Origin of the sequence: Streptomyces flavovariabilis, from assembly GCF_000725785.1 — a bacterium.
Taxonomy (GTDB): domain Bacteria; phylum Actinomycetota; class Actinomycetes; order Streptomycetales; family Streptomycetaceae; genus Streptomyces; species Streptomyces hawaiiensis.
This window is the reverse complement of the sequence record NZ_JNXD01000003.1, coordinates 71219-97576: the sequence shown is the minus strand read 5'-3', so window position 1 is coordinate 97576 and position 26358 is coordinate 71219. Positions and strand designations below refer to the sequence as shown.

Annotated in this window: 26 protein-coding genes and 1 pseudogene; 13 read left to right on the top strand and 14 right to left on the bottom strand. The window is 70.3% G+C overall.

Features of this window, described 5'->3' with window-relative positions; all coding sequences use genetic code 11:
• Positions 1–39: 39 nt before the first annotated feature.
• Both IO24_RS0107895 and IO24_RS45120 read right to left on the bottom strand, forming a co-directional pair.
• The gene (locus IO24_RS0107895; protein WP_031133312.1) at positions 40–606 is read right to left on the bottom strand and encodes a PadR family transcriptional regulator; all 567 of its coding nucleotides are present in this window, start codon (positions 604–606) and stop codon (positions 40–42) included.
• Between the two features lie 147 nt (positions 607–753).
• Positions 754–906, bottom strand: a complete 153-nt coding sequence (locus IO24_RS45120; RefSeq protein WP_157851240.1) for a hypothetical protein — start codon at positions 904–906, stop codon at positions 754–756.
• Between the two features lie 11 nt (positions 907–917).
• Between IO24_RS45120 and IO24_RS0107885 the strand changes: the two genes are divergently transcribed.
• The 3 genes from IO24_RS0107885 to IO24_RS0107875 all read left to right on the top strand — a co-directional run bounded on the left by IO24_RS0107885 (position 918) and on the right by IO24_RS0107875 (position 3578).
• Positions 918–1700, top strand: coding sequence for an aldo/keto reductase (locus tag IO24_RS0107885; protein ID WP_234335165.1), 783 nt, complete (start codon positions 918–920; stop codon positions 1698–1700).
• A gap of 187 nt (positions 1701–1887) precedes the next feature.
• On the top strand, positions 1888–3108 hold the full coding sequence (locus tag IO24_RS0107880; RefSeq protein WP_031133308.1) for a metallophosphoesterase: 1221 nt from the start codon (positions 1888–1890) through the stop codon (positions 3106–3108).
• A 158-nt stretch (positions 3109–3266) separates the two neighbouring features.
• Entirely contained in the window at positions 3267–3578 is a 312-nt protein-coding gene (locus IO24_RS0107875; RefSeq protein ID WP_051905867.1) for a hypothetical protein, read from the top strand.
• Between the two features lie 77 nt (positions 3579–3655).
• On the opposite strand, the gene IO24_RS47125 is transcribed toward IO24_RS0107875, so the two are convergent.
• Positions 3656–4132 carry a MarR family winged helix-turn-helix transcriptional regulator gene (locus tag IO24_RS47125; RefSeq protein ID WP_031133304.1) on the bottom strand — a complete coding sequence of 159 codons (477 nt, stop codon included), beginning with the start codon at positions 4130–4132 and terminating at the stop codon, positions 3656–3658.
• Positions 4133–4286: 154 nt separating this feature from the next.
• Here IO24_RS47125 and IO24_RS0107865 point away from each other — a divergent pair, with 154 nt between their 5' ends.
• The 4 genes from IO24_RS0107865 to IO24_RS0107850 all read left to right on the top strand — a co-directional run bounded on the left by IO24_RS0107865 (position 4287) and on the right by IO24_RS0107850 (position 8930).
• Entirely contained in the window at positions 4287–5774 is a 1488-nt protein-coding gene (locus IO24_RS0107865; RefSeq protein WP_031133303.1) for an MFS transporter, read from the top strand.
• A 55-nt stretch (positions 5775–5829) separates the two neighbouring features.
• Positions 5830–6756, top strand: a complete 927-nt coding sequence (locus tag IO24_RS0107860; RefSeq protein WP_031133301.1) for an NADP-dependent oxidoreductase — start codon at positions 5830–5832, stop codon at positions 6754–6756.
• A 104-nt stretch (positions 6757–6860) separates the two neighbouring features.
• Entirely contained in the window at positions 6861–7565 is a 705-nt protein-coding gene (locus tag IO24_RS0107855; protein WP_031133299.1) for a type 1 glutamine amidotransferase domain-containing protein, read from the top strand.
• A gap of 48 nt (positions 7566–7613) precedes the next feature.
• Positions 7614–8930, top strand: coding sequence for an aldehyde dehydrogenase family protein (locus tag IO24_RS0107850; RefSeq protein ID WP_031133297.1), 1317 nt, complete (start codon positions 7614–7616; stop codon positions 8928–8930).
• 11 nt (positions 8931–8941) lie between these two features.
• Here IO24_RS0107850 and IO24_RS0107845 read toward each other — a convergent pair whose 3' ends face one another.
• The 10 genes from IO24_RS0107845 to IO24_RS0107800 form a co-directional block, all read right to left on the bottom strand.
• On the bottom strand, positions 8942–9826 hold the full coding sequence (locus IO24_RS0107845; RefSeq protein WP_045295980.1) for an acyl-CoA thioesterase: 885 nt from the start codon (positions 9824–9826) through the stop codon (positions 8942–8944).
• A gap of 76 nt (positions 9827–9902) precedes the next feature.
• Positions 9903–10937 carry a phosphotransferase family protein gene (locus IO24_RS0107840; RefSeq protein WP_031133293.1) on the bottom strand — a complete coding sequence of 345 codons (1035 nt, stop codon included), beginning with the start codon at positions 10935–10937 and terminating at the stop codon, positions 9903–9905.
• The gene (locus tag IO24_RS0107835; protein ID WP_031133291.1) at positions 10930–11712 is read right to left on the bottom strand and encodes an SDR family oxidoreductase; all 783 of its coding nucleotides are present in this window, start codon (positions 11710–11712) and stop codon (positions 10930–10932) included. The genes IO24_RS0107840 and IO24_RS0107835 overlap by 8 nt, the downstream gene beginning before the upstream one ends.
• Before the next feature lies 1 nt (position 11713).
• On the bottom strand, positions 11714–12943 hold the full coding sequence (locus IO24_RS0107830; protein WP_031133289.1) for an acyl-CoA dehydrogenase family protein: 1230 nt from the start codon (positions 12941–12943) through the stop codon (positions 11714–11716).
• The gene (locus tag IO24_RS0107825; RefSeq protein ID WP_031133287.1) at positions 12930–13742 is read right to left on the bottom strand and encodes an enoyl-CoA hydratase-related protein; all 813 of its coding nucleotides are present in this window, start codon (positions 13740–13742) and stop codon (positions 12930–12932) included. The genes IO24_RS0107830 and IO24_RS0107825 overlap by 14 nt, the downstream gene beginning before the upstream one ends.
• Complete coding sequence (locus tag IO24_RS0107820; protein ID WP_031133285.1) at positions 13739–14557, bottom strand: SDR family oxidoreductase; 819 nt, start codon at positions 14555–14557, stop codon at positions 13739–13741. The genes IO24_RS0107825 and IO24_RS0107820 overlap by 4 nt, the downstream gene beginning before the upstream one ends.
• Positions 14558–14699: 142 nt before the next feature.
• Positions 14700–15392, bottom strand: coding sequence for a TetR/AcrR family transcriptional regulator (locus IO24_RS0107815; protein WP_031133283.1), 693 nt, complete (start codon positions 15390–15392; stop codon positions 14700–14702).
• A gap of 55 nt (positions 15393–15447) precedes the next feature.
• Positions 15448–16974 (bottom strand): class I adenylate-forming enzyme family protein, encoded by a 1527-nt coding sequence (locus IO24_RS0107810; RefSeq protein ID WP_031133281.1) that lies wholly within the window; start codon positions 16972–16974, stop codon positions 15448–15450.
• A gap of 140 nt (positions 16975–17114) precedes the next feature.
• Positions 17115–17744 carry an HAD family hydrolase gene (locus IO24_RS0107805; RefSeq protein ID WP_037667617.1) on the bottom strand — a complete coding sequence of 210 codons (630 nt, stop codon included), beginning with the start codon at positions 17742–17744 and terminating at the stop codon, positions 17115–17117.
• 10 nt (positions 17745–17754) lie between these two features.
• Positions 17755–18954, bottom strand: a complete 1200-nt coding sequence (locus IO24_RS0107800; protein WP_031133279.1) for an acetyl-CoA C-acyltransferase — start codon at positions 18952–18954, stop codon at positions 17755–17757.
• Positions 18955–19134: 180 nt separating this feature from the next.
• Between IO24_RS0107800 and IO24_RS0107795 the strand changes: the two genes are divergently transcribed.
• A complete protein-coding gene (locus IO24_RS0107795) occupies positions 19135–19974 on the top strand; it encodes an alpha/beta fold hydrolase (protein WP_031133278.1) in 840 nt (279 codons plus the stop codon).
• A gap of 50 nt (positions 19975–20024) precedes the next feature.
• Complete coding sequence (locus IO24_RS0107790) at positions 20025–20846, top strand: SCO6745 family protein (protein WP_031133275.1); 822 nt, start codon at positions 20025–20027, stop codon at positions 20844–20846.
• Positions 20847–20974: 128 nt separating this feature from the next.
• Here IO24_RS0107790 and IO24_RS0107785 read toward each other — a convergent pair.
• Positions 20975–21139: pseudogene (locus IO24_RS0107785) on the bottom strand (pirin family protein); the annotation flags it as partial.
• A gap of 121 nt (positions 21140–21260) precedes the next feature.
• On the opposite strand from IO24_RS0107785, the gene IO24_RS0107780 reads away from it, so the two are divergent.
• The 4 genes from IO24_RS0107780 (at position 21261) to IO24_RS0107765 (ending at position 26356) form a co-directional block, all read left to right on the top strand.
• A complete protein-coding gene (locus tag IO24_RS0107780; protein ID WP_078899008.1) occupies positions 21261–22445 on the top strand; it encodes a tyrosine-type recombinase/integrase in 1185 nt (394 codons plus the stop codon).
• A gap of 170 nt (positions 22446–22615) precedes the next feature.
• Positions 22616–23185, top strand: a complete 570-nt coding sequence (locus IO24_RS0107775) for a hypothetical protein (protein WP_031133268.1) — start codon at positions 22616–22618, stop codon at positions 23183–23185.
• A complete protein-coding gene (locus IO24_RS0107770; RefSeq protein ID WP_234335171.1) occupies positions 23185–24762 on the top strand; it encodes an FAD-dependent monooxygenase in 1578 nt (525 codons plus the stop codon). The genes IO24_RS0107775 and IO24_RS0107770 overlap by 1 nt, the downstream gene beginning before the upstream one ends.
• A 217-nt stretch (positions 24763–24979) precedes the next feature.
• Complete coding sequence (locus IO24_RS0107765) at positions 24980–26356, top strand: MBL fold metallo-hydrolase (RefSeq protein WP_031133264.1); 1377 nt, start codon at positions 24980–24982, stop codon at positions 26354–26356.
• Positions 26357–26358 lie beyond the last annotated feature (2 nt).

The window sequence follows — 26358 nt, the reverse complement described above, 5'->3', positions numbered from 1 at the left end:
GGTGGAGGTCGCTGGGCGCGGGCGGCGGTGGCCGCCACTTCAGGCGTGCGGCTGTGAGGTGCCGAGCCGGCGGAGAGTGGCGAGGACGTCGTCGAGCCAGGCGATCGTCATCCGCTCGTACGCGATGCCGCCGCGCAGCACGACATGCTGCAGCTCCTGACCGGCATCGAGCGGGGTGGGGGCCGCCGGGCCGGTGAAGTCGCGCAGCTCCCCGGCCAGATAGTGCGCGAGCCGGTCGCTGTGTACCTGGCGGTGCCGTTCGACCTCACGGATCAGCACGGACGGGTCGTCGAAGGCCGCGCCGCGGATCTTCACGGCGAGGTCGTGCCGCATGCTCTCGGGCTGGATCGATTCGTGCAGCCACTGAGAGAGGGCGGCGCGGCCGGGGCCCGTGACGGAGTACTCCTTCTTGTCCGGTCGGCTCTGCTGCGACAGCTCGCGGACGGCGAGCAGGCCCTCGCTCTCCATGCGCTTGAGAACGCGGTAGATCTGCTGGTGCGTGGCGGTCCAGAAGTATCCGATGGACCGCTCGAACCGCCGGGCCAGCTCATAGCCGGAGCCCGGCTTCTCCAGCAGGGAGACGAGGATCGCGTGCTCGAGCGCCATACGTCGATCCTCGTATGCAACTCGTTGCATAGCCAAGGGGCGCCGCCCAGGTGAGACAGGGCTCACGCGGCATCCCGGACGTTTCTTGCAAGGGGACACAGGGGCTGCGGGACGGGCCGCGGCCTGTGCGGGCCGCGACCTGTGCGCTCAGCGGTGGAGGGAGCGGAGGAGCTCGACGAGCTGCTCCCGCGTGGGCGTGGCATTGTCGGGCAGCCCGGCCTTGCCGGGACTCAGCTGGGCACGGCGTGCCGTGAGGAAGGCTCCCAGTTCGTCCAGGCTCGGATCGCGTCGCACACCCACGGCTTCGCACTTTGCCGCGATCCCGCGCACCAAACGTCCCTCCACCACCAGCCCCGTCCCACCCGGAGGACGACGGTGCTCCCGCCGGACTCAACAGCAGGCCCGAGCAGATCCGTGCCGTCGCCACGGCCTCCCTCAAACGGCTCGGGGTCGAGCGGCTCGACCTGTTCTACCAGCACCGCGTCGATCCGCAGGTGCCGATCGAAGACGTCGCCGGCACCGTGGGCGAACTCGTGCAGGAGGGCAAGGTCCGCTGCTTCGGACTCTCCGAGGCCAGTGCGGAAACCATCCGCCGTGCCCACTCGGTCCACGCCGTGACGGCCGTACAGAGTGAATACTCGCTGTGGACCCGGGACCCCGAGCCGGAGGTCCTGCCGACGTGCGCGGCGCTCGGAATCGGATTCGTGCCCTTCAGCCCGCTCGGCAAGGGATTCCTCACCGGCACCGTGGACGCGTCGACCTCGTTCGTGACCGGTGACTTCCGCGCGAACATTCCACGCTTCACGGCCGAGAACCGGGAGGCGAACCAGGCTCTCGTCGAGCACATCGCCACCCTCGCGCAGGCCAAGGACGCCACCCCCGGGCAGGTCGCGCTCGCCTGGCTGCTCGCGCAGCATCCGTGGATCGTTCCGATTCCGGGCACACGACGCATCGCGCGGATCGAGGAGAACACGGGCGCCACCCGACTACCGCTGTCCGCCGACGAACTGGCGGACCTCAACGAACTCGCCGGCCGGATCGGGGTTCAGGGAGACCGCTGCAACGCGCACCACATGTCGCTGGTCGACAAGTAACTCCTGATCCCGGAACGGACCGGCGATCCACTCGAAGGACTCGCGCGGTGTCACCGCGAAGTCTTGCCGTCCCGCAGGAGACTCTCCGCCCCACGGGGGCGGGGCGCTCCCATGAACGCCCCTCCGGCCGGCCCCCGGGCGACCGGATACAGTGCGCGGGACGGCAGCCCGGTCAGGGAGGGAAAGCGTGACCGACACCAGCAGCACCCGACCCGCCGACAGCGAAGCGCAAGCTCCGCGGCAGAGCCGACTGCACCGCCTGATGCGCTACATCCCAATGATCGCCCCCGTTCTGCTGTGGGCCGTGCCCTGCTGGGTGCTCCTGCACACCGGCCAGCACTGGCCGCTGCCCGTCATGCTGGCCGGCACCGCCCTGTTCGCCGTCGGCCTCGTCGGTATGCCGCTCGCGATGGCGCGCGGTCACGGCCGGCGCCAGCAGGACCGGGCGGCGATCGTCGGTGACACCCTGCTGGGCAGCAGCTGGGTTCTGTTCACCTGGTCCGTTCTGCTCGGCGTCCCGTTGCGGCTCGCTCTGACCGTGGCCGGCGTCGGCGAGAGTCAGGACCGGGCCCGGATCGTCACGTGGGCCGTCCTCGGCGTGACCGCGGTACTACTCGCCTGGGGGTACGCCGAAGCCCGCCGCGTGCCGCGCGTGCGCCGACTCGACGTGCAACTCCCCCGGCTGGGTGCCGGGTTGGACGGCACCCGCGTCGTCCTCATCACCGACACCCACTACGGCCCGCTCGATCGCACTCGCTGGTCGGCACGGGTATGCGAGACGGTGAACACTCTGCAAGCCGACCTGGTCTGCCACACCGGCGACATCGCGGACGGCACGGCCGAACGCCGCCGCGCCCAGGCCGTCCCACTCGGTACCGTGCGGGCCACCCGGGCCCGTGTCTACGTCACCGGCAACCACGAGTACTACAGCGAGGCCCAGGGCTGGGTCGACCTGATGGGCGAGCTGGGCTGGGAGCCGCTGCGCAACCGCCATCTGCTGCTCGAACGCGGAGGCGACACCCTCGTGGTCGCCGGCGTGGATGACGTCACCGCCGAGTCCTCCGGCCTGGCAGGCCACCGCGCCCACCTCGCCGGAGCCTTGAACGGCGCCGACCCCGACCTACCCGTCCTGCTCTTGGCACACCAGCCCAAGTTCGTCGAACGGGCGGCGGCCGACGGCATCGACCTCCAGCTCTCCGGCCACACCCACGGCGGCCAGATCTGGCCTTTCCACCACCTGGTCCGCATCGACCAGCCCGCCCTCGCCGGCCTCAGCCACCACGGCACGCGCACCCTCCTCTACACCAGCCGCGGCACCGGCTTCTGGGGCCCGCCGTTCCGCGTCTTCGCCCCCAGCGAGATCACCCTGCTCGTGCTCCGCTCCCCGCACCTGCCCGCCTCGCCGTAGCACTGGGCGGACCAGCACATCCGCTTGGAGCAGTCCACGAGCCGAGGGGCCCGCCGACCCGAGCAGGCGACCCGCTCGGCCACCGACCGCCGAGCGGTCGAGCGCACTACCGGTTGCGCCGGACCGCGGCCACGCCGACCGCCGAGCGAGGCCGTGGCGTGGACGACCCCATCGCCCCTTTCGTGGCGGGAGCCAGGGCGTACCCGGAGGGCGCGTGGGACAACCGGCGGTTCGGCAGACTCCTCGCGGAAGATGACGGCCCCACGGGCTTCGACGCGCTGCGCCGCCAGTGGGACCGCGCGTGGGTAAGGCGCAACGCCCGGCTCCTGGAGATGGACGAGAAGCGACGTGCCGACCGGGTTCGGGCGAGAGTGCTCACCACCGTGATCGGCGGGGCGGCACGCGAGCTGAGCGACTGCGGGGACGAGACGGAGGCCCAGGAGATCGTGGACGAGGTATGCGGCATCTGATCCACCTGACGGCACCGCCCGGCTGAAACGCCCGGCGCCCGCGCGGTCCGACGCAGCGGTCGGCGCTGCGGCCGCGATCAGGTGGTCCCCTGCATGTCCTCGGGGTGCAGGCGCCCCAGTAGCTCGTAGAGACTGCGGCGGCCCTCCTCGTCCAGACGCTCAAAAGCTTCCGAGGTGCCCCGCATGTCGGCGCGGATGAGGCGGACTGCCTCCCGTCCCTCTTCGGTGGCGACCACGTTCTTGATCCGCCGGTCGGCCGCGTCGGCGTGCCTGGAGACCAGTCCACGCGCCTCCAGCCGGTCGACGAGTCCCGTGATGTTGGAGGCGTCGCAGGCCAGCCGCCCCGCGAGGGCGCGCATGGGCAGCGGTTGCCGCCGGAGCAGGATGAGCATCTTGGCCTGCGTCATGGTGAGCCCGTGCAGTGCGGCCGCCGCTGTCAGGTCCCGGTAGTAGCCGGCAGCAGCGCGTGCCAAGCGCTCCATGAGTGCGTCGTGGTCGGGGTCGCTGTCCTGCGCAGCGGAGCGTGCGGCGGGCAGGGCGGAGGTGTGGGCCATGCCTCAAGTGTAGGCGAAGCTCAACGTTTGACGTTCTCAACCTTTGAGGTCTACCGTCACTGTCATTGCTTGGCTGCATCAAGCATCTAACCCTCGACCAGTCCCCCGTCGGGTTCCCGCCCCAGCGCCCCGCCCCGCACCGGAGAAAGCACCCGTGTCCCAACCCCTTGCTCCGCCGCCCGGCCGACAGCGAGCCGAGACCGCCGTGGTCCTTGCCCTGAGCCTCGCCGCGATGATCGTGTCGATGATGCAGACACTGGTGGTGCCGATCCTCGGCCTGATCCAGAGCAGCCTCGGAGCCAGCTCCGCCGAGGTCAGCTGGGTCACCACCGCGACCCTGCTCTCGGCAGCCGTCTTCACCCCGCTGCTCGGCCGCTTCGGCGACCAGCACGGCAAGAAGCCGACCCTCATCGGCGTGCTGGCAGTCATGATCGTCGGCTCGGTCCTGGCCGCCATGACCGACTCGCTGCTCTGGCTGATCGTCGGCCGCGTGCTGCAGGGCGCCGCCACCGCGATCTTCCCGCTCGCCCTGTCGGTGCTCCGCGAGGAGATCCCCGCCCGCCGTCTGCCGGGAGCGATGGCGCTGGTCAGCGGCACCCTGGCGTTCGGCAGCGGCTTCGCACTGGTCACCACGGGCCTGCTCACCCGCGGCGAGAACGCCGACTACCACCACGTCTTCTGGCTGGCCACCGGCCTCGCAGTGGTCACCCTGCTGACCGTCGTCCTCCTCGTACCGGCGAGCCGCACCAAGACCGGCGGGCGAACCGACCTGCTCGGCGCCCTCACCCTCGGCCTCTTCCTGGTTCTCCTGCTGCTGCCGATCTCCCAGGGTCACGAGTGGGGCTGGACCTCCGCCCCTACGCTGGGCAGCTTCGCCGGAGCGGTCCTCATGGCCGGAGTCTGGAGCTTCACCGAGAGCCGCGTCCGCGAACCCATGGTCGACATGAGGATGTTCCTCCACCGCCCGGTGCTCTTCAGCAACCTCGCGGGCCTCTTCGTGGGGTTCGGGATGTTCGCCCAGTTCCTCGGCGTCTCCTACCTGGCTCAGGTGCCGAGGGACATCGCGGGCTACGGCTTCGGCGCCTCCGTGCTCCGCGCCTCCGTCGAGTACCTGCTGCCCAGCACGATCGCGTCGCTCGTCGTCTCCCAGTTCGGTGGCGTGCTGATCCGCAAAATCGGACCACGCCTCACGCTCGCCCTCAGCGCGGTGATCGGCATCATCGGCTTCACGTGGCTGGCCGCCGCACACTCCTCGACCCCTTCGGTGATCGGCGCCGGCATGGCTGTCGGCACAGCCATCAGCCTCGGCTACGCCGCGATGCCCGCCCTCATCGTCGCGGGCGTGCCGCCCCATCAGACCGGCATCGCCAACGGCATCAATTCCATCTCCCGGTCCGTCGGCAGCGCGATCGGCAGCGCGCTGATCACCTCGCTGCTCGCCTCCAGAACCATCGAGAACCTTCCGGCCGGAGTACCCCCACTGCCTGCCGAGAGCCAGTTCACCCTGAGTTTCGCCCTTGCCGGTGTCGCCTTCGCCTTCGTCCTGGCCCTCTCGCTGGTCGGCCTCAAGCGGGGACAGCCGGCACCCCGTACGGAGCACCTGCCCGCGGCGGAGCCGGCCGCTGCCACGACCGCTGCCTGACCAACCGCACCGCTATCCGCACCACCGCACCACCGCTACACAAGGAGTCACCCCCATGAAGGCCATCACTTACCGCACCTACGGCGGCCCCGAGGTCCTGGAGTACGGCGATGTACCGAACCCGAAGCTCGGCGTGGACACCGTGCTGGTCCGTGTGAAGGCCGCCGCCGTCAACCCGGTCGACTGGAAGATCCAGGCGGGGTACCTGGACCCCGTCATGGACGCCGTCTTCCCTGTCATCCCCGGCTGGGACGTGGCGGGCGTCGTCGAGGAGACCGGCGTCGGAGTCACCGAGTTCGCTCCGGGCGACGAGGTGATCGGCTACGTCCGTGAGGACTTCGTCTCCCGCGGGACCTTCGCCGAGTACGTCGCCGCCCCGGTCCGTACGCTCGCCCGCAAGCCCGCCGGCCTCTCCTTCGAAGAGGCCGCCGGCCTTCCGCTGGCCGGCCTCACCGCATACCAGGCGCTGACCCGCTCCCTGCGGGTGCGGGCCGGCGACACCGTGCTGGTGCACGCCGCGGCGGGTGGCGTCGGCTCTCTGGCCGTTCAGATCGCCAGGTCGCTCGGCGCCCGGGTCATCGGCACCGCCAGCGAGTACAACCACGCCTATCTGCGGGGGCTGGGAGCGGAGCCGGTCGTCTACGGCGAGGGCCTCGCCGACCGTGTGCACGCCCTCGCGCCGCAGGGTGTGGATGCCGTCCTCGACCTCGTCGGCGGGGACGCCCTGAAGGTCTCGCCAGGGCTGCTCGCCGGGGGCGGCCGCCTGGCCTCGGCTGTGGACGGCGCCGTGCTCGGCCTCGGTGGCGGGTACGTCTTCGTGCGACCCGACGCCCGGGACCTGGAGGCTCTCACCGAACTCGCCGAACGCGGGGAGGTGCGGGTGGACGTGGCCGCCGCGTTCCCCCTGGAGCAGGCCGCCGACGCCCAGCGTCTCAGCCGCGAGGGCCACACCCGCGGCAAGATCATCATCACCGTCGCCTGAACCACCGTCCGCCGCCGCCCCACCACCGGTACCCCACCACCGGCACCCCAACGGACAACACCCCCACCACCGCGCGAACCGTGCGCACTGTGAAGGAGACAGTCATGACCGCAGTTCTGTTCGTCGTCACCGGCGCCGACCACTGGACGCTCGCCGACGGCACCCTGCACCCGACCGGCTACTGGGCCGAGGAACTCGCCACTCCGCACCGGCTGCTGCGCGAGGCCGGGTTCGAGGTCACCATCGCCACACCCGGCGGCGTGGCTCCGACCGTCGACGCCGTCAGCCTCGCCGCCGAGTCCACCGGCGGCAAGGAGCAGTCCGATGCCATCGCCGCGTACCTGGCTGCCATCCGCGCCGACCTGGAGCACCCCGTCAAGCTCGAGGAGGTCGACCTCGACGCGTACGACGCCGTCCTCTGCCCCGGTGGCCACGGCCCCATGGAGGACCTCGCCGTGGACGCCGGCTCCGGCCGACTGCTCACTTCGGCGCTGGACTCCGGCAAGCCGCTCGCGGTGCTGTGCCACGCCCCGGCGGCCCTGCTCGCCGCCCGCCGCGAGGACGGCAGCTGGCCGTTCGCCGGTTACCGCATGACCGGCTTCACCAACGCCGAGGAGACCGCGGCCGGCTTCGCCGACAAGGCCAAGTGGCTGCTCGAGGACCGCCTGGTGGAGCTGGGGGCCGACTTCCAGGCCGGAGCCCCGTTCAGCGAGCACGTCGTGGCGGACCGCAATCTGCACACCGGTCAGAACCCCGCCTCCTCGGCGCAGCTCGCCCGGAACCTCATCGACGCCCTGAACCGCGGCTGATCCCCCGTCGACGCTCCCCTTCCGCCCCACCGCACCTGTGAGGGAACCATGAACAACCCCGCACCCGAGCAGCCCGCCGAGCTCGTCGCCCGGCTGCGCGCCACCTTCCGCGTCGGCAGGACCAAGCCCGTGGCCTGGCGCACCGAGCAGCTGAACCGGATGCGTGCCCTGCTCACCGAGCAGGGGGAGACCTTCGCCGCGGCGCTCCACGCCGACCTGGGAAAGAGCGCCGCCGAGGCTTATCGCACGGAGATCGACTTCGTCATACGCGAGATCGACCACACCCTGGAGCATCTCGACGGGTGGCTGCGCCCCGAACCGGCCCCCGTCCCGGCGTTCATCGGCGAGGCGAGTGCCTGGACGCAGTACGACCCCCTGGGGGTCGTACTGGTCATCGCCCCCTGGAATTACCCGGCGCAGCTGCTGCTGGCCCCGGTGGCCGGTGCCCTGGCCGCGGGCAACGCGGTGGTCGCCAAGCCCAGCGAGCTGGCCCCGGCCACCTCCGCCGCCCTCGCCCGCCTCGTGCCGCAGTACCTCGACACCGACGCGGTCGCCGTGGTCGAAGGCGGGGTCCCGGAGACCACCGCCCTGCTCGAGCAGCGTTTCGACCACATCTTCTACACCGGCAACGGCACGGTCGGCCGCATCGTGATGTCCGCGGCCGCCCGGCACCTCACGCCCGTCACCCTCGAACTGGGCGGCAAGTCCCCGGTGTTCGTGGACCGGGACACCGACCTGGACACCGTCGCCGCCCGCCTGGCGGCCGGGAAGTTCCTCAACGCCGGGCAGACCTGCGTCGCGCCCGACTACGTCCTCACCGACCCCGAGACCGCGCCTGCTCTCGAAGGCGCCTTGGCCAAGGCCGTCGAGGGGCTGTACGGGTCCGACCCCGCCGCCTCCCCGGAGTACGGCCGCATCGTCAGCGAACGCCACTTCGACCGGCTGACCGCTCTCCTGGACTCCGGCCGTCAGGCCACCGGCGGCGCGTACGACCGCGAGGCGAAGTACATCGCGCCGACCGTCCTGGCCGAGGTGTCACCGGACGCACCCGTCATGCAGGAGGAGATCTTCGGCCCGATCCTCCCCATCGTCGAGGTGGCCGGACTCGACGAGGCCATCGACTTCATCAACGACCGCGAAAAGCCGCTGGCCCTGTACGCGTTCACCGACTCCGCCACCACCCGGGAGCGGCTCGCCGCCGAAACCTCCTCCGGCGGCCTCGGGTTCGGCCTTCCGCTGGCCCATCTCACCGTCTCCGACCTGCCGTTCGGGGGCGTCGGGGAGAGCGGCATGGGCAGCTACCACGGCCGCTACTCCATCGAGACCTTCAGCCACCGCAAAGCCGTCCTCGCCAAGCCCCTGTGACGAACGGGTGGTCAACGCAGGTCGGGGACAGCTGGAGCGGGCGGCGACAGGGACGCTTCCCCGTCGCCGCCCTCCATCGGCCGGGGCCGGTCGAAGCGCATGAGTCCCTCCTGCGCGACGGCGGCCACCAGACGCCCGCCCGTGTCGAACAGCCTTCCGCGGGTGAGCGCCCGGCCGTGCTCGGCCGAAGGGGAGACCTGGTCGTACAGCAGCCACTCGTCCGCGCGGAAGGGGCGCAGGAACCACAGCGAATGGTCCAGCGACGCACCCTGTACGGCGGTGGGGGGATGTGGCAGCCGCGCGGAGCCCAGCAGCGCCATGTCGCTGAGATAGGTCAGTGCGCAGGCGTGGACGGCACCGTCGTCCGGCAGCGGATGTCCGTACCTGATCCACACCCGCTGGCGAGCCGGTGACCCCGGGACGTGGCCGGTCTCGCCGCCGGGCGCCCAGCGTATCTCCCAGTGGCGCCATTCCGCGGGCCGCGGCATGCCCCAGCCGTTGATGCGGTCGGACTCCGGGATGTCGTCAGGTGCCGGCACCACCGGCATGTCCACCTGGTGAGAGAACCCTTCGTCCCCGCGATGGAACGACGCCGTCACCGTGAAGATCGTCTCCCCGGCCTGGACCGCGGTCACCCGGCGGGTGCAGAAGCTGCCGCCGTCGCGGAGCCGCTCGACCAGGTGGTCGGTCGGCTCGTGCGGGCGGCCGGGCCGCAGGAAGTACCCGTGGAGCGAGTGCGCCGCGTACGACCGGTCGAGAGTGCGCGCCGCGGACATCAGCGACTGGGCGGCGATCTGGCCACCGAACGTCCGCGCCCATTCGCTGGGGATCGGGCCGGACCGGAACAGGTCCGGCCCGGTCTCGTCGAGGGCCAGGACCTCCGGCAGGCCGGCCATGCTTCGGCTCCTCTCACTCTTCACTGCTGCTTTCCTCTGAGCGTGGGTGTCGAAGTCCTGTGTGCGGGCGATCGGTTCAGATACCTGCCGTGTCCGCGACTTCGTGGGCCTTCGTCACCAGTGCGTCGATGCGCTCCGCGGTCGGGGTCCCGGACGCGGCCTTGTTCCGCGGTTCGTCCATCGCGCGGCGCATGACTCCCTCCGCGATGATCGCGACCTTCCACAGGCCCATCGTGTGCCAGTAGTCCAGCGCCGTCAGATCTCGTCCCGACGCCGCCGAGTAGGCCGCCACGAGTTCCTCGCGGTGCGGGAAGCCGTCGAGGGCCGTCGCGACGAAGTCGCCCAAGGTGTTCTCACCCTTGGCCGGCCAGTAGGCCAGCAGGCTGCCCATGTCCGCCAACGGGTCCCCCAGCGTCGACAGTTCCCAGTCGAGCACCGCGGTCACCTCCCCGCTGTCGTGGGAGGTGATGACGTTGCGCAGATGGAAGTCGCCGTGCACGAGCGCCAGTTCGCGCTGCTCCGGCACGGCCGCCACCAGGCGCCGGGTGAGGTCCTCCAGGGCGGGCAGCTCGCGGGTCCTGGACCGCTTCCACTGGGCCGACCACCGCTTGAGCTGACGCTGCGCATACGGCTTGTGGCTCGCCAGACCGGTCAGCCCGGTCGCCTCGAGATCGACCGCGTGGATCTGCGCCAGCGTCCGCGGCAACGACATCCCGATCGCCCGGCGGCGCTCGGGCGTCAACGACCGCGCGATCGACATCGAGTCGACGACCTCGCCGTCCACGAACTCCATGAGAAGAAGCGGGACGTCCGTCACGGCGGGATCATCGGTCAGCCCGAGTGCCCGCGGGGTCGGGACGGCGGTGCTCTCCAGGCCGGTCAGGATCCGCGCCTCGCGGGCCACGTCGTGCGCCGACGCCAGCAGATGACCCAGCGGTGGGCGCCGCAGCACCCATCTGCGGCCGTCCCGATCCCGTACGAGATACGTCAGATTCGACTGGCCCAGCCCGATCCGCTCGAGGGCCAAGGGCCCGGCGAAGTCGACGCCGAGGGTGGCGAACCAGCGGCTCACGGACCCGGCGTCGATTCCGATGATGTCCGCGCTAGACACCGATACGGGCTCCTTGCCTGAACGGGAGCGCGTCGCCGAGCAGTTGCCCGCCGTCGATCACCATGGTCTCGCCGGTGATCCAACTCGCGGCGTCCGAGACGAGGAAGGCGACCGCGGAGGCGATGTCGGCAGGCTCCCCGATACGGCCCAGCGCCATCGAGGCGGACACGGTCTGCTCGTGCTCCTTCCACAGGGCCTCGGCCAGCTTGGTGCGCACCACACCCGGTGCCACCGCGTTGACGCGGACCTTCGGCGAGAGTTCGAGGGCCAGTTGCTTGGTGAGATGGATCAGTGCGGCCTTCGAGGCGTTGTACAGCCCGATGTTCGCCTCGGAGGCCATGCCGCCCACCGACGCAGTGTTGACGACCGCCCCGCCGTGCTCCCCCATCCAGGCCCGCGTGGCGAGACCCGTCCACAGGACGGGCGCCCACAGGTTCACGTCGAACGTCTTCGCGAACCGGCCGTGGTCCTGGTCGATGACCGGCCCGTAGGCCGGGTTGGTCCCCGCGTTGTTGACGAGGATGTCCAGGCCGCCGAAGCGCTCGAGCGTCAGATCCACACAGCGCCGGGCCGCCTCTTCGTCGACCGCGTGCGCCCCGACGCCGACCGCTGTGCCCTTGACCTGGGCCGCGGCGGCGTCCGCCGCCTCCTGGGAGCGGGAGGTGAGGACGACGTTCCCGCCGGCCTCCGCGATGGCCTGGGCGATCGCCAGGCCGATACCGCGCGAGGCCCCGGTGACGACGGCGGTGCGACCGGTGAGGTCGAGTCCCGCCATCTCAGCTCACCGCCGCCGTCGCCGCGTCGCGGTACTGCCGCAGTTCCTGCCTGGCGATGGCCCGCTTGTGCACCTCGTCGGGACCGTCCGCCAGCCGCAGCGTCCGCAGATGCGCGTACATCATGGCCAGCGGGAAGTCGTCGGTCACTCCCGCTCCCCCGTGCACCTGGATCGCGCGGTCGACGATCTTCAACGCGATCTCGGGGGCGGCCACCTTGATGGCCGCGATCTCGGTGCGCGCTTCCTTGTTGCCGACCGTGTCCATCAGGTACGCGGCCTTGAGCGTGAGCAGGCGGATCATCTCGATGTCGATGCGCGCTTCCGCGATCCAGTCCTGGATGTTGGACCGCTCGGCGACCGGGCTGCCGAAGGTCACCCGTGACTGCGCGCGCCGGCACATCAGTTCCAGCGCCCGCTCGGCCGCGCCGATGGCCCGCATGCAGTGGTGGATACGACCGGGTCCGAGCCGGGCCTGGCTGATCGCGAAACCCTCGCCCTCGCCCTTGAGCACGTCCTTGGCCGGCACCCGGACATTTTCGAAGACGATCTCCGCATGGCCCTCGCGATCCGCGTACCCGAACACCGGGAGGTTGCGGACCACGGTGACCCCGGGGGCGTCTACGGGTACGACCATCATCGACTGCTGGCGATGGGGGGCCGCCGTGGGGTCGGTCTTGCCCATCACGATGAGCACCTTGCAGTTCTTGTGCATCGCGTTCGAGGCGAACCACTTGCGGCCGTTGAGCACGTACGCGTCCCCGTCGCGCTCCATCCGCAGCTCGATGTTGGTGGCGTCGGAGCTGGCGACACGCGGCTCGGTCATCGCGAAGGCCGAGGCCATCGTCCCGTCGAGCAGGGGCTTGAGGTACTTCTCCTTGTGCTCGTCGCTGCCGAACAGCGTGAGCACCTCCATGTTGCCGGTGTCGGGCGCGTTGCAGTTGCACGCCTCGGAGGCGATGTGGCTGCGCCCCATGATCTCCGCCAGCGGCGCGTACTCGAGGTTCGTCAGACCGGGGCCCCACTCCGGGTGCGGGTGGAACAGGTTCCACAGTCCACGCCTGCGGGCCTCCGCCTTGAGCTCCTCGAGGATCGGCGGGTGGAAGTGCGGGTCACCCGACGTGCGCATCTGCTCGTGGTACACCGCCTCGGCGGGGTAGATGCGCGCATCCATGAACTCGAGCAGATCCGCCTGGTACTTCTTGGCGCGGGCCGACATCTCAAACAGTGACATCCGAACTCCTGACGGGTAGGGAGGGAAAGTCGGGCGGGCGCTTGTCCAGGTGACTGGCCACGCCTTCGACGACGTCGGACCCGCGGAAGGCCTGGAGCATGAGGCCTTCCGCCCGGGCCACGGAATCGGCGTAGGTGCCGTCCGCGTCGTTGCTCAGTTGGCTCTTGATGGTGGCCATGGATGCCGGGGAGCAGTGCCTCGCCAGATCGGCGGCGTACGCGACAGCGGCATCCACCACGCTGCCGGTGGGGACCAGGTGGTCGAGGAGTCCGATACGGAAGGCCCCCTCGGCATCCACCATGCGACTCGACAGCAACAGGTCCGCTGCCCGGCTGTGCCCCACCAGCCGGGGCAACAGCCAGGAGATCCCGTACTCGGCGATCAGCCCGCGTTGCGCGAATGCCGTGGTGAACCGGGCCGCGGGCGAGCCGAAACGAAGGTCGCAGTAGAGGGCCTCCACCATGCCCAGGCCGGCGGCCACCCCGTTGACCGCCCCGATCAGCGGCTTGCGCAGGGTCCGCGGAACGTCCCGCGGACGGCGCCGAACCCGGTCCGCCTCGGAGACCTCGCCGACCGCCTGCAGCTGTTGCAGGTCCGCTCCGGCGCAGAATCCGCGTCCCGCACCGGTGACCACGACGGCGCGTACGTCCGGGTCGTCCTCGGCGGCGTCCAGCAGCGCGAAGTAGCGGTCCTCGAGTTCGTCGGTCCAGGCGTTCAGCTTGGCGGGCCGGTTGAACGTGAGCACCAGCACCGGCCCTCGGTGTTCGGCGAGGACCAGCTCGCCCGGCGCGCCGGTCATGTCTGCGCCAGCAGGGAGCTCTGGTAGCGGCGCATCCCGCGCAGCCACCGGTCGTAGTCCGAGCCTTTCTGCCGGTACATGTCGAGAACGTCTTCGTGCGGCAGGACGAGGAAGCGCTCGTCCTTGACTGCGGCCAGGACGGCGTCGGCGACTTCGGCCGGCTCCAGGACGTCACCCGCGGACGTGACGGCCCGCGTCGCCGCTCTTCCCAGCACGTCCCCGGAGTCCTTCCCGGAGTACAGCAGCCTGGTGTTCACACCCATCGGGCACAGACAGCTGACACGGACCCCGCGATCGCCGTAGGTGACACTCAGCCACTCGGCGAAGGAGACCGCCGCGTGCTTGGTGACGGCGTACGTGGCGGAGCCGATCTGGGTCAGCAGTCCGGCCGCCGAGGCCGTGCTGACGAAGTAGCCCTCACCGCGCTCGAGCCACCCCGGTACCAGCAGCTTTGCCGCACGGATGTGGGCTCGCAGGTTGACGTCGATCGTGCGGTCCCAGTCCTGCTCGCTCGCGTCGAGGCCGGGCGCCCCCGCGATGCCCGCGTTCGCGAAGTAGAGATCGACCGGACCGAAGGTGCTTTCCGCCAGGTCGACCAACCGCTGGATCTGCTCTGTGTCCGACACGTCCGCGCCGGCACTGACGGTGCTTCCCGGGCGGTCGGCGTTGACTGCCTCCGACACCGCCCGCGCGCTGTCCGCGTCGAGGTCCGCGACGACGACCCGGGCACCCTCACGAGCGAGCCGTGCGGCCAGCGCGCCGCCGATGCCCGCGCCACCACCGGTGACGATGGCGACTCTCTGTGCGACGTTCACGGCAACCCTCTCCGTTGACGGGCGTGCGATGCGTTCACCTGTATAGTTGAATCCGACGTCAAGTTCAATAGCTGCCCACACCAAACCACATGAAGAAAGCCGCCCAATCCCCAGGGGGATGAGCGGCTAAGGGGCAGGCGGATCAGCGGTGGTCGGGGAAGCGGAGGGCGTTCGCCCAGAGTCGGGTCACCGTGGACACGAGCTCCTCGAAGTCCACCGGCGCACCTTCTTCCTGCCGTTCGCCGAGCACGAAGGCGTTGTAGGCCATGACGCTGACCATGCCCGACAGCGCACGGGAGGCCATCATCGGATCGACCTCGCGGTCCGCGACACCCCGCGCCTGCAGGTCGGCGATGCCACGGGCATTGCGGCGGATGAACGCGTCGGCGCGCCGACGCCGGAACTCACGGAACTCCGGCTCCACTTGGGCGACCTGCTCGAGCAGGCCCATCAGCTTCGCGTTCCGTTTGTACGCCTCGAGGTACGCGCGATTGCTCGCCTCGAGTACCGCATGGGGATCGTCGGTACCCTCCACCCGGGCCATGCCGGGGTGCATCATGTCCTCCTGCGCCTCCAGGAGGACGGCGGCAAGCACCTCTTCCTTGTTGGCGAAGTAGGTGTAGAAGGATCCCGCCGCGCACTGAGCCTCTTTGGTGATGTCGGTCAGGCGCGTGTCGAGGTAGCCGTCCCGTTCGAACACCTTCCGTGCCGCTTTCACCAGAGCGGCCCGGGTCCGCGCTCCGCGCTTCGTCGTGGGGGGCTCACGAAGGTGCGTCAGGGGCGCCATGGGCGGTGCCTGCTCGCCGTCGATCTCCTCGTGCGCAGTGGTCTCCATCCCGGCAACTGTACTTGAATCCGACACCACAATCACAAACGCGGAGGGCGGAGACTCAGTGGCGGCGGGCGGCGGGAACGTCGGCGGGCGCCCTGTCGCGGGTCAGAGCCGTACGGTCGATGGACCGCTTGAGGATCTTCCCGGTCGGGCCCTTGGGCAGCGCGTCCACGAACCGGACGATGCGCGGGATCTTGTATGCGGACAGCCGCTCCCGTGCCCAGCTCGACACCTCGGCGGCGCCGAGCTCCGCACCGGGCCGGGCGGCGATGAGCGCGGCGACCTCCTCGCCGTAGTGCTCGTCGGGTACGCCGATCACGGCTGCTTCGATGATGTCCGGATGCTCGTAGAGAACTTCCTCGACCTCGCCGGGGTAGACGTTGTAACCGCCGCGGATGATCAGGTCCTTGATGCGGTCGACGATACGAAGGTCGCCGTCCGCGTCGGTTTCACCGAGGTCACCGGTCCGGAACCAGCCGTCGGACGAGAGGGTCGCGGCGGTGTCAGCGGGGCGCTTCCAGTAGCCGCGCATCACCGTGGGCCCCTTGACGTGGACCTCGCCGACGCTGCCCGGCGGGCACTCCTTGCCGTCGTCGTCACGCACCTGAACCTGCGTCCGCGGCACTGCCCTGCCGGTGCACCCGGTCTTGCCGCCGCGGTCGATGTCGTTGAAGGTGCCGAACGCGGTGGTCTCGGTGAGCCCATACCCCTCGAGGATGGTGCAGCCGAAGCGGGCCTCGAAGGCCCGGGCGATCTCCCCGGGAAGCGACGCGCCACCGGAGACGGCGACCCGGAGCCCGGCGAAGTCCGCCGGATTCGCGTCACCCGCCGCGTGCAGCAGCGCGTTCCACATGGTCGGCACGCCGGCCATGATGGTGAGCCGGTCGCGGCGCAGCATGTCCAGCATCGACGCCGGGTCGAATCGGGCCAGCAACGACATCGAGCCGCCCACGGTCAAGGTCGCCATCATGACCGATGCCTGGCCGAACACGTGGAACAGCGGGAGGCCGGTGCCAGTACGGTCGGCGCTCGTCGCTCGGCTGCACTCGGCGCCGATCTCCCCGGCGGACAGCAGGTTCCCGACGGTGAGTTGGGCCCCCTTCGGCCGTCCCGTGGTTCCCGAGGTGTAGAGGATGGCCGCGGTCTCGCCGCGGTCCCGGTCGACGACGCCGGCCGGGGCAGCGGTGACCGACGCGCCCGGGGACAGCGTCCAAGAGGGCACCGAGAGCGCCGCGGCCGCCTCCGCGACGGCCGGGCCGAGCGCGTGCCATGCGATCGCCAGTGAGCATCCGGCATCGCCGAGAACGTACTCGACCTCGGCCCGGGTGGACATCGTGTTGACGGGCACCACGACACAGCCCGCGGCCTGGATCCCGAGATAGGCCACCACGAACTCGGGCACCGAAGGGGCCGCGAGCAGCACCCGGTCCCCCGGGGACAGGCCCGCGGCGACCAGGGCGCCCGCGTACCGCATGCTCGCGGCCCGCAGCTGAAGGTAGGTCCACTGATCCGTGGCGCCGCGCAGTGCGATGTGGTCGGGGGTGGCGGCGGCGTGGCGGCACACGGGATCGAAAACGCTGGTCATGGGCGGTGCCTTCCGGAGTGTGAGCAGGGGAGGGTGCGGCTCGCGCCCTCACCGATGGGTTGACTTGGCCCGGCTTCGGCATCAAGTGCTCGGGCGGTGCGGCCGGATGACCGACCTCACCGCGCCCGTTCGGTCGATCGTCAGGTGGTGATTCCGAAGCGTTCGGCGAGTTGGCGGCGGGTGTCGGCGGCGCTGGTGTGCAGTACGCCCCCGATTCCGAGCCGCGCCGCTCCGTCGAGGTTCTGCCGCAGATCGTCGATCATGACTGCCTGCTCGGGGTCGATACCGAGGCGTTCACACGCGATCGCGTAGATCCGCCGGGAGGGCTTGCGGATCCCGACCTCGGCGGAGATGACGATCACGTCGGCGAGGGACACGAGTTCGACGCCGTCGTAGGTTCCGGTACCGAACGAATTGGACACGAGCGCGACGGGACGGCCGGCGGCCCGGAGGCCACCGAGCAGCGCGAGCATGTCCTGGTCGATCGACATTCCCGCCTGCATGCGGGCCGTGAGCCCCTCGGCCGCCACGTCGGCTCCGTGGGCACGGAGCCGTTCGGCGAACCCTCGCTCGAAGGCTTCGGCGTCGATGCGGCCGCACTCGTGGTCGGCCAGGAGGGTGCGTGATGCCTCGTCCCGGCCGAGGAGGTCCAGCGGCAGGCGCGGATCGACGCCGAGCGAGGCGCCGAAGTCGGTGAAAGCCCGCAGCACACTGGAGGTGATGACACCGCCGAAGTCCACGAGGACGGCGGTGCGCGCCTTGTCCGTCACGCTCGGCACCTCAGGCGACCTCGAACAGTCCGGCTGCGCCCATGCCGCCGCCGACACACATCGAGATCACCACATACCGGACACCGCGGCGCTTGCCCTCGATGAGGGCGTGCCCCACCAGCCGGGCTCCGGTCATTCCGTACGGGTGACCGACCGAGATGGCGCCGCCGTTGACGTTGAACCGCTCCGGGTCGATGTGCAGTTCGTCCCGGCAGTACAGCGCCTGGGAGGCGAACGCCTCGTTGAGTTCCCACAGGCCGATGTCGTCGATGGTGAGGTCGTGCTGCTTCAGCAGCTTCGGAATGGCGAAAACCGGGCCGATGCCCATCTCGTCCGGCCCGCAACCGGCAACGGTCATACCCCGGTAGACGCCCAGCGGCTGAAGTCCGCGGCGTTCGGCCTCCTTCGACTCCATCAGCACCGACGCAGAAGCCCCGTCCGACAGCTGCGAGGAGTTGCCCGCCGTGACGCTGGATCGCGCGCTCACCTCACCGTCGGGCAGCACCGGCGCCAACCCGGCAAGGCCCTCGAGCGTCGTCGACGCGCGGTTGCCCTCATCCCGGGTCAGGGTCACCGCCTCGTCCCGCACCTGGCCGGACTGCTTGTCCAGGACCTTCTTGACGCTGCCGAGCGCGACAATCTCCTGGTCGAACCGGCCGGCCTCCTGCGCCGCCGCGGTGCGCTGCTGTGACACCAGGGCGAACTCGTCCTGGCGTTCCCGGCTCACGCCGTAGCGTTCGGCGACGATCTCCGCCGTGTGCAGCATCGGCAGGTAGATGCCCGGCTTGTGCTCGGCCAGCCAGGGATCCGCCATGCGGTGGGTGTTCATGTGGTCGTTCTGCACCAGGGAGATCGACTCGACACCGCCGCCGACAGCGACCTGCATGCCGTCCGCGACGATCTGCTTGGCGGCCGTCGCGATGGCCATCAGGCCCGACGAGCACTGACGGTCGATCGTCATCCCCGACACGACGTCAGGAAGCCCGGCACGGAGAGCGGTCTGACGCGCGACATTGAAACCCGAGGACCCCTGCTGCACGGCGCAGCCGAAGATCACGTCCTCGACCTCACCACCCTCGAGCCCGGCCCGCTGCACCGCGTGCGAAAGGGCGTGGGCGGCGAGTTCCTGCGACTGCGTGTCGTTGAACGCACCGCGGTAGGCCTTTCCGATCGGCGTGCGTGCCGTCGAAACGATGACTGCTTCCCTCATGTCGCCTCACTGCTTCCTGTTGGCCCGGTTCGTCCGGGTGGAGCCGGTGGCCGGCCTTCCGCCGGTTATAATTGAATCCGGCGTCAGGTTCAACCATGCCCCGGCTCTTGACAGTCCGCCCCCTCACCTGGAGGGTACCGACCAGTCGGTACGAAGGGGTGTCGTACGAAGGGATGGGTCGTGACTCAGCAGCTGAGCATCTCCACGGGTGCGGGCGTGTTCGACGCGATCGCGGCGGGTCCGCCCGAGGGCCGCCCGGCGCTGCTGCTGCACGGCTTCCCGCAGACGGGGCTGGTGTGGCAGCGGCAGATCGAGGCGTTGGCCGCGCACGGCTACCGGGTGGTGGCGCCCGACCAGCGTGGGTACTCCCCCGGCGCCCGCCCCCAGCGGCCCGAGGACTATCGCATCAGCCTTCTCGTGGACGACGTGGTCGCGATCAGTGAGGAACTGGGCTGGGCGGCGTTCGACCTCGTCGGCCATGACTGGGGAGGCGCGGTGGCCTGGTGGACCGCGCACGCCCACCCCGGCCGCGTGCGCACCCTGACGGTGGTCTCGACCCCGCACCCCGGCGCTCTGGCCACCACCCTGCGCACCGACCAGGACCAGCGCGAACGCTCCCACTACATGATCGACTGGCGCGAGACACCAGCGACCGAGGAGCGCATGCTCGCCCACGGTGCCCAAGAGCTTCGCGATTTCTACGCCGGAAAGGTCCCACAAGGCAGCGCCGACGCCTACGTGTCGCACCTGTCCCAGCCGGGCGCTCTCAGCGCGGCGCTGAACTGGTATCGGGCCGGCCGCCCCGACGGCGCCATCGGCGTCATCGACGTCCCCACGCTGTACATCTGGAGCACGGAGGACAGCGCGTTCGGTCCGGCAGCCGCACAGGAGACCGAGCAATGGGTCGACGGGCCGTACCGGTTCGAGACCCTCCAGGGCGTCAGCCACTGGATCCCCGAGGAGGCGCCCGAAACGCTGAGCCGCCTGCTGCTCGAACACCTGCAAGCGCACGCCGAGTAGTGAACCCGCAGCGCATGTCCCGTTCGTCGACTCTCCGAAGAGGTGACCCGATGCAGACCGCCCACGAGGCCTGGCGCCGTCTCGAGCCCGTCCACGGCATGATCTACTTCGTTCCCGAGGCAAGGCGACGGTACGCGGACCTCGGCTTGAGCGGTCGCGCCGGGTACTTCGCTTCCAGGAGCGCCGCATTCGGCGAAGCTTCCGCCGAACTGGTCATCTCGACCTTCTACAACTTCAACCCCGATGCCGTACGGCAGGCGGTCGACGGGGCCTGGGACGCAACGACGCCGCAGCAGGTGTTGGACGCGCGGTACGCCGCGGCGGGCGAAGCCCTGCGACGGGCGGGAATTCACGAGTTGCCCCACGTGGACGAGGTGCTGGCGCTGACCCGCCGGGCCGCCGAGGCGGCCTGTGAACACGCGCAGGGCCGCCCGCTGTTCGCGGCGCATGCCGCACTGCCGTGGCCAAAGGAGCCGGTGCTGCGGCTGTGGCATGCCCAGACACTGCTCCGGGAGTTCCGTGGAGACGGCCATGTCGCATGCCTGCTGAGCGAGGGTGTCGGAGGCTTGGAGGCGCTGATTCTGCACGCCGCGACCGGTGAGGTCCCCGTCGGCTTCCTCAAGGCGAGCCGCGCATGGCCCGAGGATGAGTGGGCCGGCACCCAGGAGCACCTGCGCGAGCGAGGTCTCCTGGATGGCGACTCCCTCAGCCCGGAAGGCGTACTCCTGCGCCGGCACATCGAGGACCGCACCGACCGCCTGGCCCTTCCCGCCTACGCCGCCCTCGGTGACGCCGGCTGTGAGCGTCTCGCCGAACTCGCGAGCCCCTTCGGCCGTGCTGTCGTCGAGGCCGGCCTTCTCCATCTGGGTTGACCGGGCCCCGATCTCACCGTCTCGCAGGCTGAGCAAGGAAATCCGCCGCCCCTTCGAGGGGCCGACGGGCGGGCGGCAGTGTTCAAAGCAAGTCCCCGCCCGTCACCAGCATCAGCCATTTCCGCGGGTCAGCGAACCCTTCCCCGTGGTTTCAGACGGGTCGGCGGCAGCTCGGGCGCCGGCAGCGGATCCCCGTCGTACCCCTTCACCTCCCCGAACCGGGAGCCCTCCATCCAGTCCCGGCGCGCCTGCTCGATCTCCCCCTGCGTCCGCCCGATCCAGTTCCAGAACATAGCGAACCCTGCTCGCATAAGTGCAGGTCAGCGGCGTTCCGGACCGCCGACGGTTAGCAAACTGTCAGCATCGGTCCCGGAGGAGTCAGCAACCGTGAGTTCCACTGCCCTGGTTCGTGGGATGGGGTCGCTTTTCAAGGAGTGTGAGCATCCGCGGTCGCGGTGGTCGAAGTGTCCTCACCCGTACAAGATCCGGTATCGGTCGGCGGCCGGGAAGCAGGTGAAGGAGTCCGGGTTCGCGACCCAGGACAAGGCCATCGCGCGTTTGACGGAAATCTACAACGCGAAGAGGGGGGTGCCGCGGGGTCAGGCGAAGACGGAGCGGGTCGCGAAGTACGGGGCGATGCGGTTCGGGGAGTACGCCTCGCAGTGGAAGGCCGGACAGCGGGATTTGGGGCCGGCGTCGGTGGTGCACCTGGAGTCGCTGCTGAACATTCACCTGCTGCCGCTGCTGGGCAGCCGGCGGATGGACACCTTCGACCACAAGGTCGTCGAGGACTTCATCCTGACCCTGGAACGCAACGGTGTTGGCCTGGCCGCCCAGGCGAACGCGTTCGACAGGCTCAAGGCGATCCTGTTGGACGCGGACCGGCTGGGACTGTTCGAGGACAATCCCGTCTCCGGGGTGAAGCCGCCGCGGTACGACCCCAAGCGCGTGGTGATCCCCACCCCCGAGCAGCTGCGTCAGATACGCACCGCCGGCGACGACAGCTTCCTGCTGGTCGCCGACCTGATGAGCGGATGCGGCATGCGCAACGGCGAGGCGTTCGCGGTGAACCTCAACAACATCGTGGCCGACGACGTCTACCGCATCACCGAACAGGTCAATCGCACCACCTGCCAGTACGAGCGGCTCAAGCACCGCAAGGCCGGCGAGTACCGGGACGTGCCCCTGCCCGCGCGGGTGCGGCAGACCATCGAGTGGTACGCCTCCAAACACGGCACCGTCGACGGCTACCTCCTGCGCCACCCCGGCGACCCCTCCGCCACGTTCCCGCACTACCACATCGCCAACCAGTGGCGACGCATCAAGCAAGCCGGCGAGATCGACATCCCCACCGGGATGGTCATCTACAGCCTGCGGCACTTCTTCGCCTCCAACTGCCTCACCCACGGCATCCCCATCACCGACGTCGCCGAGTGGATGGGCCACAAAACCATCGAAGTCACTTTCAAGATCTACCGCCACCTCATGCCCGGCTCCATCAGCAAAGCCGCCAGAATCCTCAACTACAACCTCGCCTTTTGCAGTGGTCCATCGAGCGCACCCGACAGCGGTCGTCGAGTGCAAACGGATCTACTCTGAGGAACTCCACGGCCCGGTGAAGGCACGCCCGCAGCCAGAAGGGCGTGATCAGCGGGGGCGTCGCCGACCGGGGCCGGGCGTGCAGCGGCGGATGTCCGTGGGTCGCGCGACGTGGCACGTTCCCGCATGGTGGTGGTACGGGGCCGGTCCCTTCTCGGGAGGAGACCACCATGAGCGAACAAGGGCCGCTCGCCCCTCTGGAGGCGTGGCGGGCTGTCGCCGGATGTTTCCTCGCCTCCTGGATGCTGCTCGCCCGGCGCCGGGTCCACCTGCCGAGAGAACGGGTGGGAACGCGCATCCGCTTCGCCGACGGCACGTCGGCCCGGGCGTACCGGGAGACCCGCCTCGGCAGCGGACTGGCGAAGGATCCGTGCACGTTGGTGGTCGTCTTCCGGTTGCGCCTGGTCCACGGTCCCGGGCACGCGCTGTTCCGGGCGGAGAGCCTGCTGAACACTCCACTGTTCGTCGGTTTCCCAGGCTTCACCTCGAAGTTGTGGCTGGCCCACGACGAGGACGGCCGATACCGCGGCCTGTACGAGTGGGACGCCCCGCAGCGCGCCGAGCACTACGCCCGTTCCCTGTGGCGGGTACTGGCCCTCGCCAGTATGCCCGGCTCCATCGGCTACACCGTGCTGCCCGGGCTGCGCCGCGACGACGTCCTCGCGGACCCCGGACTGGTCGAGGGTGCGGCGCGGGACGACGCCTCGGACTGGTGGCGGGTGACGGCCGGGACACGATGATGACCGTGGACGTCCTGGTCGTCGGGGCGGGGCCGACCGGCCTCACCCTGGCGCTGGAGGCCCATGACCACGGGGCACGGGTCCGGATCGTCGAGCGGCGGCCCGAGCCCTTCCGGCCCTCCCGCGCCCTCATCCTGCATCCGCGCACCCTGGAGGTTCTGCGCCCTCTCGGGGTCACCGACGCCGTGCTGGAACGGGCGGACACCGCCCCTGCGGCCGTTCTCCGTCTCGGCTCCCGTGTCGTCGAAGCCAGGCTGGCCGATTTCGCGCTGCCTGAGACGGCGTTCCGGCATCTGTCCCTCGTGCGGCAGACGGACGTCGAAGAAGTGCTGACGCGGGCGCTCGCCGACCGCGGGGTGCGCGTGGAACGTGGCACCGAGTTGGTCACCGTCCGCGATGACGGGCACAACGCGTCGGCCGTCCTGCGATCGCCGCGCGGCACGGAGGAGATCAGCTGTCCTTACGTCGCCGGCTGCGACGGCCCGGCCAGTACCGTGCGGGCCTGTGCCGGCATCGGCTGGCATGGCAGGCCGTACGCCGTGGAGGTGATCCTCGCCGACCTCGATCTGGCGGGTGCTGCGGGTCGCCACGGTCCTTCCGGTGCTCAAGTGTTCGCGGGGCGTGACGGGCTGGTGTTCCTCTTCCCGCTCGGAGAGCAGGCCGCCTGGCGCCTGCTGGCCACCCGGGCGGCCGTCGGCAGCGCCGGGCGGGACTTCGGTCAGCCCGGCGCCGCCGTCCCGCAAGCCGAGCTCCAGCGCCTTCTGAGCGACGCGGGGACGCCGGCACGGATCGAGCGCCTGGCCTGGTCCGCGCGGGTGCCGCTGCGGTGTGGCCTCGCGCGGCGGTTCCGCCAGGAGCGGCTCTTCCTCGCCGGGGACGCGGCCCACAACTACTCGCCTGCCACCGGTCAGGGCATGAACGCCGGCATCCAGGACGCGGTGAACCTCGGCTGGAAACTCGGCTTCGCGGCAGGGCATGCCGAGGGCGATCCCGGTGACGACGTGCTGCTGGACTCCTACGACCAGGAGCGCAGGCCGGCTGCCCGCCGCCGGATCGTCCTCACGCATATGGCGTTCTGGGCAGAGGCGTCGACCGGGCGATTCTCCTCTTGGCTGCGTGGAGTGGCCGCCCCGCATGCAGCCGCAGCCGTACCCGCCTTGCTCGACCGGCGCAGGCTGGTCGCCGAGGCCATCCGCCTCATCTCCCAGTTGCGGGTGAACTACCGGCACAGCCCCTTGTCGGTGCAGGGAACACCTCCCCTGCGGGGTGCTCCCCGCCCAGGAGACCGCCTGCCGGACGCGACCGTCAGCCTCGGAGGGGCTCCACGGAGGCTCCACGAACTGCTGGCCGGCCCGGGTGTGCACCTGCTGTTGCAGCGGGACGCCGCTCCCCCGCCACCGCAGGTGGTGGCCGGCTCCCAGGTCACTGTCCTTCGGCTGGCGAACAGCCCGGGCCGCGGTCTGGTGGCGGTCCGGCCGGACGGGCATGTCGGCTTCCAGTGCGGGACCGCCGACCCGGCCGGGCTGACCGACTGGCTGGCGCTGATCGGTGCGGCGTCTCATCCCGTCCGAGTGTGAACACGAACCACGGACGCAAGCACGGCCGCGATCGGCTCGCGACGCGGTCCGCAACACCACCTTCCATGTCCCCCAGCCTTGATGACCTGCGCTTCAGGCACAGAGAGGCTCCCGGGGAGAACCCCTCGCACCTCCGCGAAATACCCCCGGGGGTATTTCTGTTACGGTGAAGGACAGATACCCCCCGGGGTACACCGTCGCGAGAGGAGTCGTATCCGTGTTCTTCGTCGACACCCTGGAATTCGAGGGACTGGGCAACCGCAGCTACTTGGCCGGCGGGCCGGATGCCGCCGTCGTGGTGGATCCCCAGCGCGACATCGATCAGGTCATCGCAGCAGCAGCCCGCCGCGGGGTGCGCATCGTCCACGTGGCCGAGACCCACGTGCACAACGATTACGTCACCGGTGGCCTGGAGTTGGCCCGCACGACCGGCGCCCGCTACCTGGTTCCGGCCGGGGCCTCGGTGTCCTTCGATCGCACGCCCATCGCCGACGGTGACGCGATCGCGGTAGACGAAGGGTTGCTGCTGCGCGCCATGGCCACTCCCGGCCACACTCCGCACCACACGTCATATGTCCTGGAGGAGGACGGCAGGCCCGTAGCGGCCTTCACCGGCGGATCACTGCTGATCGGCAGCGTCGGGCGGCCGGACCTGGTGGAGCCGCGGCTGACCGAGCGGCTGGCCCGCGCCCAGCACGCCTCCGCACATCGACTTGCCGACACCCTCGACGACGACGTGCGGGTGCTGCCCACGCACGGTTTCGGCAGCTTCTGCTCCTCGTCACAGGCCGAGGGGGACGCGACGACGATCGGCGCGGAGCGCAAGAACAACGACGCCCTGACCATGGACGTCGCCACCTTCGTCGCGGAGATGCTCGCCGGCCTGGACGACGTACCCGCCTACTACGCGCACATGGGTCCGGCCAACGCCTCCGGCCCCGCGCCCGTCGACCTCACCCCGCCGCGGTCGGCCGACGCCGAGGAGATCGCCTCCCGGCTGGCGGCCGGAGAGTGGGTGGTGGACCTGCGCAACCGTGTCGCCTTCGCCGAGGGCCACGTGGCCGGCTCGTTCAACTTCGAGGGCGAGGGCAAACTGGCCACCTACCTGGCGTGGCTGATCCCCTGGGGCAAGCCCGTCACCCTGCTGGCCTCCACGCCGGAGCAGATCACTGCGGCGCAGCGGGAACTGGCCCGCGTGGGCATCGACCGTCCGGCCGCCGCCGCCACCGGAGAGGCACACACCTGGGTCCGCGAAGGCGAGCGGCTGGCTTCGTTCCGTCGCGCCCGCTTCGCCGATCTTGCCGAGGCCCGCGAGAGGGGTGAGCAGGTGGTGGTGCTGGATGTGCGCCGCGATTCCGAGCGGGCCGACGGGTTCGTCGACGGCTCGGTGCACATCCCCGTCCACGAGCTGCACGGCCGACTCGGTGAGGTGCCCGCAGGTGTGGTGTGGGTGCACTGCGCCGGCGGGATGCGCGCGGCGGTCGCCGCCTCCCTGCTGGACGCCGCCGGCCGTGAGGTGGTCGCCGTCGACGACGCCTTCACCGCCGCCGGCGAAGCCGGGCTGTCGCTCATCGGGCCTGCCGGCAAGGACTGAAC